Source organism: Emticicia sp., assembly GCF_043780375.1.
In the GTDB taxonomy this organism is placed as follows: domain Bacteria; phylum Bacteroidota; class Bacteroidia; order Cytophagales; family Spirosomataceae; genus Emticicia.
In genome coordinates this window covers 1-12,265 of sequence record NZ_JAYWCU010000228.1, presented here as the reverse complement: position 1 = coordinate 12,265, position 12,265 = coordinate 1, and the positions used below count along the sequence as shown (strand labels likewise).

General features: G+C 35.5%; 12 protein-coding genes. All 12 read right to left on the bottom strand.

The window, feature by feature from the left end; translation table 11 throughout:
• A partial coding sequence (locus ACH2CJ_RS17725) for an NADH-quinone oxidoreductase subunit J (RefSeq protein WP_394994703.1) occupies nucleotides 1-536 on the bottom strand: 536 nt, incomplete at its 3' end.
• Nucleotides 537-559: 23 nt separating this feature from the next.
• Entirely contained in the window at nucleotides 560-1,105 is a 546-nt protein-coding gene (locus tag ACH2CJ_RS17720; RefSeq protein WP_394994700.1) for a NuoI/complex I 23 kDa subunit family protein, read from the bottom strand.
• Nucleotides 1,106-1,182: 77 nt separating this feature from the next.
• Nucleotides 1,183-2,358: an NADH-quinone oxidoreductase subunit NuoH gene (gene nuoH, locus ACH2CJ_RS17715; RefSeq protein ID WP_394994697.1), complete on the bottom strand. Its 1,176-nt coding sequence runs from the start codon at nucleotides 2,356-2,358 to the stop codon at nucleotides 1,183-1,185.
• A gap of 117 nt (nucleotides 2,359-2,475) precedes the next feature.
• Nucleotides 2,476-3,567, bottom strand: coding sequence for a 2Fe-2S iron-sulfur cluster-binding protein (locus ACH2CJ_RS17710; protein WP_394994694.1), 1,092 nt, complete (start codon nucleotides 3,565-3,567; stop codon nucleotides 2,476-2,478).
• A gap of 93 nt (nucleotides 3,568-3,660) precedes the next feature.
• Nucleotides 3,661-4,998, bottom strand: a complete 1,338-nt coding sequence (nuoF, locus tag ACH2CJ_RS17705; RefSeq protein WP_394994691.1) for an NADH-quinone oxidoreductase subunit NuoF — start codon at nucleotides 4,996-4,998, stop codon at nucleotides 3,661-3,663.
• 4 nt (nucleotides 4,999-5,002) lie between these two features.
• Nucleotides 5,003-5,365 carry a hypothetical protein gene (locus ACH2CJ_RS17700; RefSeq protein WP_394994688.1) on the bottom strand — a complete coding sequence of 121 codons (363 nt, stop codon included), beginning with the start codon at nucleotides 5,363-5,365 and terminating at the stop codon, nucleotides 5,003-5,005.
• Nucleotides 5,366-5,379: 14 nt separating this feature from the next.
• On the bottom strand, nucleotides 5,380-5,877 hold the full coding sequence (gene nuoE / locus ACH2CJ_RS17695; RefSeq protein ID WP_394994685.1) for an NADH-quinone oxidoreductase subunit NuoE: 498 nt from the start codon (nucleotides 5,875-5,877) through the stop codon (nucleotides 5,380-5,382).
• Between the two features lie 15 nt (nucleotides 5,878-5,892).
• Complete coding sequence (gene nuoD / locus ACH2CJ_RS17690) at nucleotides 5,893-7,128, bottom strand: NADH dehydrogenase (quinone) subunit D (RefSeq protein ID WP_394994683.1); 1,236 nt, start codon at nucleotides 7,126-7,128, stop codon at nucleotides 5,893-5,895.
• Nucleotides 7,129-7,202: 74 nt separating this feature from the next.
• Nucleotides 7,203-7,700, bottom strand: a complete 498-nt coding sequence (locus ACH2CJ_RS17685; protein WP_394994681.1) for an NADH-quinone oxidoreductase subunit C — start codon at nucleotides 7,698-7,700, stop codon at nucleotides 7,203-7,205.
• Between the two features lie 20 nt (nucleotides 7,701-7,720).
• On the bottom strand, nucleotides 7,721-8,266 hold the full coding sequence (locus ACH2CJ_RS17680) for an NADH-quinone oxidoreductase subunit B (protein WP_394994678.1): 546 nt from the start codon (nucleotides 8,264-8,266) through the stop codon (nucleotides 7,721-7,723).
• Between the two features lie 187 nt (nucleotides 8,267-8,453).
• Nucleotides 8,454-8,828, bottom strand: a complete 375-nt coding sequence (locus ACH2CJ_RS17675; protein WP_394994676.1) for an NADH-quinone oxidoreductase subunit A — start codon at nucleotides 8,826-8,828, stop codon at nucleotides 8,454-8,456.
• A gap of 143 nt (nucleotides 8,829-8,971) precedes the next feature.
• Nucleotides 8,972-11,914, bottom strand: a complete 2,943-nt coding sequence (locus tag ACH2CJ_RS17670; RefSeq protein WP_394994673.1) for a T9SS type A sorting domain-containing protein — start codon at nucleotides 11,912-11,914, stop codon at nucleotides 8,972-8,974.
• Between the last annotated feature and the right edge of the window lie 351 nt (nucleotides 11,915-12,265).

The window sequence follows — 12,265 nt, the reverse complement described above, 5'->3', positions numbered from 1 at the left end:
CTCTCTCCTGGTTCACGTTTAGCAAGCATTACCGCACCTGCCATCGCAACTAAAAACAATACAGAAATAAGCTCAAAAGGCAATAAATATTCTCCATACAATGATTTCCCTAACACTTCAACCATGCCTGTTTGAGAACTAAAAGTCAATGTATTTACGGGCTCTCGGTCAGCTTTTCTAAGGAAAATCACTAAAATACCTCCCATAATTACAGCAGTAGTTACTGCAGCCACAATAATTTTATTGTTTTTCATCTCATCCTCTTCTTCTCTCATATTTAAAAACATAATGACAAATAAGAAAAGAACCATAATTGCTCCAGCATAAACAATAATATTGACAGCCGCCAAGAATTGAGCATTCAATAAAATGTAATGAGCTGAAATTGAGAAAAAGGTAACAATCAAATAAATGACACTATGCACAGGATTCTTAGACATAATTGTGCCTAATCCACCAAAAAGTGTGAGCACCGACAGAATAGCAAAACTGTACCAAATTGGCGGTAATTGTAATATATTTTTAAAAATTTCCATATCTATTTTATTAATTCATTTACTTATTTCCAAAGTTTCATTTCATCCTCTTTAGTCCAAGCATCACGTTGGTAACGATGATTCATGTCTTCAACCAATTGGTCTTTACCATAAACAACACCATCACGCTCTGTAAAAACTGGCACAAATTTATCGTGTCGTAAATAAACGGCTTGTTTTGGACAGGCTTCTTCGCAAAGCCCACAGAAAATACAACGAAGCATATTTACTTCATAAACTGCCGCATATTTTTCTTCACGATATAGGTGTTCTTCGCCCTTCACACGCTCTTTTGCCACCATTGAAATTGCTTCTGCTGGACAAGCCACCGCACAAAGTCCACAAGCGGTACAACGCTCACGACCTTCTTCGTCACGCTTCAAAATATGGTGTCCACGAAATATAGGGCCAAGGTAACGCTTTTGTTCGGGATATTGAATAGTTGGCTTTTTCATAAAAAAATGCCTAATCGTAATTCCCAGTCCCGTAGCTAATGAAGGAAGATAACTTCTTTCAAATAAGCTCATTTCTGTTTTATCAGTCTTTTTTGCTCTATTAGTTAATTGCATATTTTAGTAGTTAATAAGTTTAAAATTCGTAAGTTTAAAAGTGATAGAGTATTGATTATCACACATTTACATTAAATTTACGCACCTAAAACTGCATTTTGTCTTTTCGGACGCATTGCCCAATATATTGAAAGAATTGTGAGCATTATAGCCAATCCTACCCACATTCCAATAAGTTTATAGCCAGAAAGTATAGATACTGCCGTAATTATGATATTTATCACTGCTAATGGGATTAAACCTTTCCAACCAAGGTTCATCAATTGGTCATAACGAAATCTTGGAACTGTCCAACGTACCCACATAAAGAAAAATATTCCAAATAAAATTTTCGTAAACATGGCACCAATTCCTAACAAAGTAGCTACGTTATGACCAAAATTATTGCCAAGAGCGGCCATCAATTGAGTATGCACCCAATCCATTCCTGGATAATTGTAGCCACCAAAAAACAAACAAGCCGTAACAGCCGACGAGGTAAACATATTGATATATTCGGAAAAAAGGTAAAAACCTAATTTCATAGAACTATATTCAGTATGATAACCACCAACTAATTCGGTTTCACATTCGGGTAAGTCAAATGGTGTACGGTTACATTCGGCAAATGCACAAACTATAAATATCAAACAACCAAGTGGTTGATAAAATATATTCCAATTTCCACCGTGTTGTTGTTCAGTAATTCCACGTAATGAGAGCGTTCCTGACATCATCAAAATAGCGATAATTGACATCCCCATTGCTAATTCATAACTAATATTTTGTGAAGCAGCACGAATAGCACCTAATAATGAAAACTTATTATTTGAAGCCCAACCTCCAATCATTACACCATAAACACCTAACGAAACAACCCCAAATACGTATAAAATACCTACATTTATTTCAATTCCTTGAACCATTAACACTTTTCCACCAATAATAAATGTATCTCCAAAAGGTACTACTGCACTTGCCATCAATGCAGTAAACATTGAAAGGCAAGGACCTAAAATAAACAACCATTTATCGGCTTTTGCAGGAATAAAATCTTCTTTAAAAAACATTTTTCCAGCATCGGCAATAGGTTGTAATAAACCACCCCAACCCGCACGGTTTGGTCCTTCACGGTCTTGAATAAAAGCGGCAACTTTACGCTCGGCCCATGTAGAATAGGCAGCGATTCCTAAGGTTACTGCAAAAATTAGTATAATAATAAGGGTTTTCCAAAGATACATACTTTCGGTTAACCATTGCATAAAAGAACTCATAAGGGGTATGTACGATTGACGATTGAAAATTTACGATTTTTCAAGAAAAGCAAAAGGCTTAAAATTTCGTATAAATGCAAGAAAATACTTAATCAATAATTTATTTTTTCTCAAAATTTATTTGTGAAAATAGCTTTTGTTTTGCTCCATCAAAGCCTGATAGTCTTCCGACTTTTTGATTTCTGACATTTCAGTTTCAAAAGGACGAGCATCATCAATTTGCTTGTATTGAGATTCTGCCAGTTTTAAATCGAAAACAGGCTTTTTAATTAAATTTCTACCATATTTATTAGCAGAAATAACCGAAGCACGTGTTACTTTTGAAGGCCCTTCGATTATCCAATCACTTGTGTTTTTCTTTTCAAAACGGCAAGTATTACAAATAAATTCTATTACTTCACCCCATTCATTTTTACGAGCCGTGACCCTAATCACTTCTTCTCCTCTATACCAAAGCTGTACGTGTCCACTACATTTGTCGCAGTCACAATGGGCATCAACAGGCTTTGAAAACCAAACACGATTTTTAAATCGATAAGTTTTGTCAGTCAAAGCTCCAACTGGACAAACATCAATCACATTTCCAGAAAAGTCATTGTCTATTGCTTTACCAATATAAGTTGAAATTTCAGAATGATCACCCCTACCCATAACTCCATGTAAACGGTTATCTGTAAGTTGATCGGCAGTATAAACGCAACGATAACACAATATACAACGTGTCATGTGCAGTTGAATATATGGGCCAATATCTTCTTTTTCGAAAGTACGACGGTCTTCTTCATAACGAGTTGTGCCAACGCCATTTTCGTAAGAAAAATCTTGTAAATGACATTCGCCAGCTTGGTCACAAACAGGGCAATCGAGTGGATGATTTAGTAATAAAAACTCTACAACAGCTTTACGAGCCTCTACTACTTGTGGACTTGAGAAGTTTTCTACAATCATACCATCTTGTACAGGTGTGATGCAAGAAGCAACCAATTTTGGCATTGGGCGTGGGTCTTTTGCCGAGCCAGCAGCTACTCTTACCAAACAAGCACGGCATTTTCCGCCAGTTCCTTTCAATGGTTCGTAATAACACATCGCAGGAGGTGCTACTTCTGGACCAATTTTTCGTGCCGCTTGCATAATGGTTGTTCCTGGTGCAACTTCCACCTCAATACCATCAACGGTTACTTTAAATAATGTTGGTTTTATATCTTCCATTGCTAATAAATTCTTCTCCGTCTAAATTTTTATTTGAAATAGTGATGAATACATTTGGATTTGAATCTATTATATTAAATAGATTCAAAAAATTTATACCAAAACACCACCCATATAAACAGCCCCAGGTTTTGTTGCTTCTATTGGATGATTGATATGCCATTCAAATTCATCACGGAAATGACGAATCGCACTGGCAACAGGCCAAGCGGCAGCATCTCCTAATGGACAAATCGTATTCCCCTCTATTTTTTTAGCAACATCAACCAATAAATCAATATCACTCATATTCCCTTTTCCATGTTCAATACGGTTCAAAACTTTTTGCATCCAACCAGTTCCTTCACGGCATGGAGAGCATTGTCCGCATGATTCGTGTTCATAAAAACGAGAAAAATTCCAAGTATTACGCACAATACAGGCAGTTTCATCAAAAACAATAAAGCCACCTGAACCTAACATTGTTCCACTTACAAAACCACCATCTGAAAGTGATTCGTAAGACATTAATCTATCTTCACCATTGATATTTTTCAAAAATAATGCTCCAGGAACAATCGGTACTGATGAACCTCCCGCTACAACAGCTTTCAACTGATGACCAGCTCGTACACCTCCACAATATTCATCTGAATTTAAAAACTCATCACAAGGTAAGCCTAAATTGATTTCATAAACTCCTGGATTTTTGATATGCCCAGAAGCTGAAATAAGTTTAGTTCCTGTACTTTTTCCAATACCGACTGCCGCATAAGCTTCTCCACCATTATTTATTATCCACGAAACTGTGGCGATTGATTCTACATTATTGACAACGGTTGGAGCTTGATAAAGTCCTTTTACAGCAGGAAAGGGAGGTTTATTTCTCGGATTTCCACGTTTGCCTTCCAGCGACTCTAACAACGCTGTTTCTTCTCCACAAATATAGGCTCCTCCACCTGGGTGAACAATTAATTCAAGGTCGTATCCACTTCCAAGGATGTTTTTTCCAAGAAAGCCAGCCGCTTTTGCTTCTTCAATAGCTTTTTCGAGAATACGAATAACATACATCAATTCGCCACGAACATAAATGAACGATTTGTTTGCTCCCAAAGCAAAACTTGAAATAATCATTCCTTCAATTAATAAATGAGGAAGATTTTTCATCAAATAATGGTCTTTGAAAGTACCAGGCTCTGATTCGTCAGCATTACAAACCAAATAGCGTGGAATACCTTCTGGTTTTGCTAAAAATGACCATTTCATGCCCATCGGAAAACCTGCACCACCACGTCCACGAATACCTGATTTCTTTACTTCTTCCACAACCTCATCAGGAGTCATCTTTTTGATGGCTTTTTCGACTGCACTATAACCACCTTTTTTTCGATAAACCTCAAAAGTTTCGATTCCCGGTGTGCTGATATGTTCGGTTAATATTTTTGTTGACATAAATTTATTGCTTCCTAAATTTCAGTGTGTTGTTGCTTGAGTTGGATTTATAGAAATCTCCTATCTCAAATGTATTATTTTCAAAAACTTTAAAATATACTGCCTTTTTTGAGCAAGTACAACTACTTAAGGTATTCAAAATTTCTATTTCATTATTAAAAGTTGTATATTGATAAAGCCCTTCTCCTACAATTGGTTGTTGGTTAGGTTCTCTTAATATTACTTTAAATAAACTGGTATTATCAATAAACTCTATTTTATCGTTGCCTCCAACTAATTTCCAAACCCCAATTAAATTATTTGGGTTAAGCTCTTTTGATTTGCATCCAAAAAAAACAAATAAAAAGAGTATGCTTAGTTTTTTCATGTTAGAAACTTTGATTACTTAGACAATTCATCAATTATTTCATCAACTTTCTGATTATTGAGGTGCAAATAATACTGTTCACGTATTTGAAAACATGGTCCCCAACCACATGCAGCCAAACATTCAACTTCTTTTAGCGTAAAAAGTCCGTCAGATGTTGTTTGACCTTTTTTGATACCTAATTTTTGTTGCAAATGATCATAAACTTCTTCGCCACCCATCAATACGCAAGGGCCTGTTCGGCAATATTCTATTACATGCTTTCCAACTGGCTCGAGGTGAAACATAGTATAAAATGTTGCCACTTCATAAACTTCAATAGGTTGTATTTCAAGCAATTCTGCAACATAATCCATCACACTTTGACTCATCCAAGCAAATTGCTCTTGTGCTAAATGCATGATGGGCATAATTGCCGATTTTTGTTTACCTTCTGGATAACGGGCAATCATTTCATTTGCCTTTTCCAAACGCTCAGGTGTAAAAGCTATTTTATTTATTATTTCAGTCATTTTTAAATCAAATTATTATGCATCTAACTCACCAGCAATTACATTCAGACTACTCAAAATGGCAATGGCATCAGAAATCGAAGTACCTTTGCACATTTCAGGATAAGCCTGATAATAAATAAAACTTGGGCGACGGAAATGCAAACGATAAGGAGCTCTGCCACCATCACTTACCAAATAAAATCCCAATTCTCCATTGCCACCTTCTACTGCATGATATACTTCGCCTACAGGAGCGTCTATCTCACCCATCACTATTTTAAAGTGGTAAATGAGTGCTTCCATATTTTTGAAAACATCATGTTTGGGAGGTAAGTAATAATGGTCTTCGTTGGCATAATATGGACCAATTGGCAGATTTTCAAGAGCTTGCTTAATAATCTTCATACTTTCCCACATTTCTTGGTTACGCACCATAAATCGGTCGTAAGTATCGCCATTATGTCCAATTGGAATATCAAACTCAAAATCTTGGTATGATGAATAAGGTTCCATCACACGCACATCATAATCAACTCCTGCTGCACGAAGATTTGGACCTGTAAAACCGTATTCTAATGCACGTTCACCAGTAATTGGTCCAACGTTTACTACTCTATCTATAAAAATTCTATTTCGATTGAATAATTTTTCAAATTCTGCTAAAGTTTTTGGCAAATCATGGTAAATTAATTGCTTTATTTTCTTGATGGCAGTTGGCGACAAATCACGCTCCATTCCTCCAATACGCCCCATGTTGGTTGTAAGTCGAGCTCCGCACATTTCTTCATAGATTTCGTATATTTTCTCTCTTTCTTGAAATAAATATAAAAAGCCAGAATATGCTCCTGTATCAACGCCCAAAATTGAATTACAAATTAAATGGTCGGAAATACGTGCTAATTCCATCATTATAACACGAATATATTCAGCACGCTTTGGAACGGTTACGCCTAAAAGTTTTTCGACTGTCATGTGCCATCCCATATTATTGATAGGCGACGAACAGTAATTCATTCGGTCGGTAAGTGTAGTAATTTGATAAAAAGGGCGACGCTCTGCGATTTTTTCAAATGCACGATGAATATATCCAATTGTTTGCTCGCCTGACACAATTTTTTCACCGTCCATTTTCAATATATTCTGAAAAATTCCGTGTGTGGCAGGGTGAGTTGGTCCGAGATTAAGGGTTGTATATTCAGTATCTTCAACAATTGGACGATTGAACGCCAACGCATCGGTAGTGTTTTTTGGTATCAGTAAGTCTTCCATTCTAAATGAGTGAGTGAATGAGTGAGTGAGCGAATTAGTGAATATTTTTTGCTCTATACTCTTTAGCTTTATACTCAACGCCCAAACAAGGCATCAATTTTGTCTTGACGAGTAGCATCTTCGAGAGGATATTCTTTTCGCATCGGGAAGTAATCCATTTCTTCCATGTTTAATATTCTCATCAATTTTGGGTGTCCATCAAATAATATTCCAAAGAAATCATACGTTTCACGCTCCATCCAATTCGCCGAAGCATGTATAGTTGATGCCGTAGGAATATGTAAATCATCTTGTGAAAGGAATACTTTTATGCGTATTCTGACGTTGTTTTCGAGGCTATGCAAATGATATATTACGCCAAATTCTGCTCCTTTATTATCTGGCAAATGAATACCTGTGAGGTCAGTTAAGAATTTAAAACGAAAAGTTTCATGCTTGTTGAGATAGTCGAGCAAAGCTATAATATTTTGGCGATTGGTAGTAAAAGTAAGAAGACCCCAAGGTTCTTCAAATGTATTCACATTTTCGCCAAAACAGCTTAATAAATCTTCAGCTATTTGTTGATTTGTCATTCCAGTTTAAAAATTTTGACTTATTGAATGTTATAAGATTCTAATAAGGCTTGGTATTCGTCCATATTTCTACGACGTAAAGACTCATTAACTGCCAACTTTTGAATTTCCATCAAACCATCTAAAATTTGTTCAGGACGTGGCGGACAACCCGGTACATAAACATCTACTGGTATAATTCTGTCTATACCTTGTAGCACTGAATAGGTATCAAAAATACCTCCACTTGATGCACAAGCTCCGACAGCAATTACCCAGCGTGGCTCAGCCATCTGTAAATAAACTTGTTTAACAATTGGCCCCATTTTTTTTGCAATTGTTCCCATCACCATCAATAAGTCTGCTTGACGTGGCGAAAAACTTGGTCTTTCTGAGCCAAAACGTGATATATCGTAGTGTGAAGCCATTGTTGCCATGAATTCGATTCCACAACAAGAAGTGGCAAATGGCAATGGCCAAAGTGAGTTACTTCGAGCAATACCAATTACTTTATCGAATGAGGTTGCAAAAAAGCCTGTTCCTTCGTGTCCTTCTGGTGCTTCTATTATTTTTACTGGATTACTCATAAATAGAATTTACAATTTACAATTCAGAATTTAGGTTGTTTTAAAAATATTACTTTATATCCTTAAAAAGAACTTATTTCCTTAATTGAGTTACTAATCTTACAATTTGCAGCTACTTTTCTATGTAAAATTACAAAAATAATAACCATTTGTACCTGTGAAATGTTCTAGAATAACTTTGGAAGCATTAATCTTTTTCCCAACTGAGCACTCCTTTGCGAATGATATAGTAAAATCCAGCCATCAAAAGACTTATAAATGTAAGCATCTCGACAAAGCCGAACCAACCCAATTTCATAAAATTGACCGCCCAAGGATACATAAATATAATTTCGACATCAAATAATACGAATAATATAGCTGTTAGAAAATACTTAATTGAGATAGGAGCTCGAGCGTCGCCTTGTGCTTCAATTCCGCACTCAAAGGGTGCATCTTTTAGTTCACTATTTCGTTTTGGGCCAATTGAATGAGTTACGATCATTGTAGTCACAATGAAACCAATCGCAGCAATTAACTGCACTAAAATCGGAAGGAAATCGGAAGGCAAATATTCTTTCATATTGATGAAGTAAAAGCAAATTATTAGTGTATGAATAACTTATGATTAGCACGTACATACTAACGAATAACTTTTCTGCACCAAAATTACTACTGTTATGTTTAGAAACAAAATAAAAAGAGATTGAAAATGGTAAGCACCAATTAGTATTTAACAATTAGGGTGGCTGTGGCGGTAAATTCGCTGCTAATTAAACGAATAATGTAGTTTCCACTTTCAAGTGACCGTAAATCTAAAAGTCTTTTCTCTTTTAAATTGTCAATATTCATCGATAATACTTTTTTACCTGAAAGACTATATATGATTATTGTGGCGTTGGTATTATCATTTATTGATTCGAGGTAAAATAACCCAGTTGGGTTTGGATTTGGGTAAATCCTCATACCATTGTCATTGTCTGGAATTAAAAAGTTTATATTAGCCGAATAGGGCGAATAACAAACCAATGTACCATTGTTGGTAATAGAATGTTTTAATACAGTTCGAACCGAATAGATTCCTGATGAAACAGCTTTTATTATTGACGTTGTTGGTTGTATATTAGTATCATTAACCTTCCATTCAAAAAACTGTCCATTAATAAATGACCCTGGTATTGCCTCTAATTCATAAGCTCCCTCCATAAAAACCGAGGGCTTAGGTGGTGTTTCTTTTACAAATACCTCGAATGAAACTGGATTTGATTCGCAATTTTTTTCATCTCTAATCTTTAATGTGTAAACTCCTGCCTTATCAACTAAAATATTATTAGAACTTGAGCCTGTACTCCAAGCATAAGATACAGCATTGCTTCCGGTGAGTATAATGTTATTTCCTTGACAAATCGTATTCAAATTTTCTGTGGTTATGATAGAGACAGCAGGTGGTGGAATATATTTTAATGTAATTGAGTCGGGTTTCGACTCACAACTATTATTATCTCGGACAACAAGGGTATAAAGACCTGGTTTACCAATACTTATTTCTTTAGTGTTTTCTCCCGTATTCCATTGATATGTTAAGTTATCAGTTGAAGATGGTTGTAATTTTACAATATTGCCTTCACAAAACTTGTCAATTCCGTTGGCTACTATTTTATTTGAGGGCAATGAATTAACAACAACATTGGTAATGACTGGCTCGGATAAACAACCATTATTATCTTGTACTTTTAACGAATAATTCCCACTCGAACGAATATTGGTTGTTTTTGAATATGTTTCATTACTCCAAAAATAGGCGGCAAAATTGCCAGTAGAAGTTATGTTAACGCTTTTTCCTAAACAAAAAGTTGTTGGTCCATCGGCTAAAACATTAGTTACAGGCCGTTGACGAAGGGTAACATCAATTGAACTTTGAGATTCGCAACCATTTTCACCTTTAATCCTCAAACTATAATTTCCTTCTTTTTTGACAGTTATATTTTGAGAAGTAGCATTGGTATTCCACTGATAGCTAACTCTATCAAAATTATTAGTAACTAATGAAATGCTGTCATCAGGACAAATAGGAAGTGCTTTAGACGGTATAATACTGTTTTTAGGCAGTGACATCACATTTAAAGATACTTGCGGCGAAACTGTTGTACAACCATTTAATGTGTAATTTGTAACGGTATAAGCACCACTATTACGGGCAGAAATTGATTGACCACGCTCCCCATTACTCCAAATATTTCCACCGCTAATACTTGAGGTTAACTGAACACTTCCTCCATCACAAAAAGTTGTGGGGCCACCAATATTTATATTAGGCTGAACAATTGGATTATTTGGTGAAATTGAAACAGGTTGTGAGAAATAAGTATTTCCAACATCGTCTTGTGCTTTAAGTGAATAACTACCGTTATTAACAACAAATGCAGTAGATGTATTCCCGTTGCTCCAATTATATCGTGAAAAGCCGCCATCGGTTGTTATGGTGAACCTATTATTAATATTACTACTATTGCAAGATAAATAAACCTTAGGGAGATCTCGACCAAGAAGTGGTTGAGAATTATTAAAAAATGAGTCATTGAGTGAACTATTCCAATATTCTGCTGCTCTATTGAGTCCATCTCTATGAAAATGAATCCCATCTGCTCTTAGATTTGATCCAGCAATTTCATCAGTTGTAGGACCATTAAAAACATTTGACATTCTATTGATAATAAAATTTTGTCCATCTATAACGTTCTGATGTGTAGTAGGATTACGTGAAGACCTCGCAACTACCCAAGCTAAGTCGCCTTTTTTTGAGTCTTCCCTACTTTTATCAATAATTGTTTTTACGTTAGCATAATAAAGTTCTGCCAATATATTTTCATCACTTTCCCCGTGTTGCCATAAAACTGCTCGCACGCCCGTTCGTGTAACATAGCGTTGCAAAGCGGCCTTCAAACCTCTGTAAGGCATTCCTTGTACTTTAATAAATGTGGGCAGCTCTTGTCTTAAATCTTGCCCTTCAACAGATCGTCGCCAAACCTCGCTACCAATTCCTCCTAATGCTGCTCCATAAAATAATACGGGCACATTGAGCCTTTGGGCAAGTTTATCACCTAATCTTGACCAAAACCAAGGTACATAATTATAAGGAGACATTCTTGTAAAATCACCCATGTGCGAAAACTGAAAAGGCAAAGCATCTTCGTTAAGAGCAGCATCATAGTAATCAATTGTAGAAACACGATCATCAGAAGCTCCGGTTGCACCACCAGAATAACTGGCGTCTCCTTGGGCATTTGACTGTCCCGACACAATAAATACCTCGCCAACACCAACCCTTTCAAGTGTAGTAGAAGTTACGGTATTCCCATTTAGAACACCTCTTAATTCGATGTTATACCACCCACCATTCAGCAGAAGTGATCCATTAAAAATGCCTGAATTTAAAGTATTCTGAATAGTTATCCAGTCGGTACCTTGTCCTCCATTAATTGGTATAGCACGTGCATCTATACGATCAAGTAGTTGGAAATAACTACCTGCAATATTTACATAAGCTTGATTTTGATTATTACGCTGAAAAACTATCCTCGTTACGGGGAAAGTAATTTGAATTTGTGAGTAGGTTTCTATCGAAATAATACACAACAATAAAATTATCCAATTCCGATTAGACTTCATTTAGCAACTAAGATTAAGATTATTCAAGTTATACAAATTTACAAAGCATATATTTAATAGCAATATTTGAAGCTTATTATTGTATTTAAAATTTATTTAATGACAATAAATCTTTGTTTAATTCTAAAAAACATTACAAAATTATTAATATAAAAGATATTCAGTAGGAGTAGCTTGGTAAGTAATTGTAGTACAAAAGTGAATAATCTTAGTAGAATAAGTGTTACATAATTTTTAACAATACTATCATTATTCACACATTTATTGATACAAACTTTAAAACCGTACACAAATAATAATACTTGGAGAAATTAGACGAGTAAAAGACAAACTCGCCTAATTTTGTAAAAA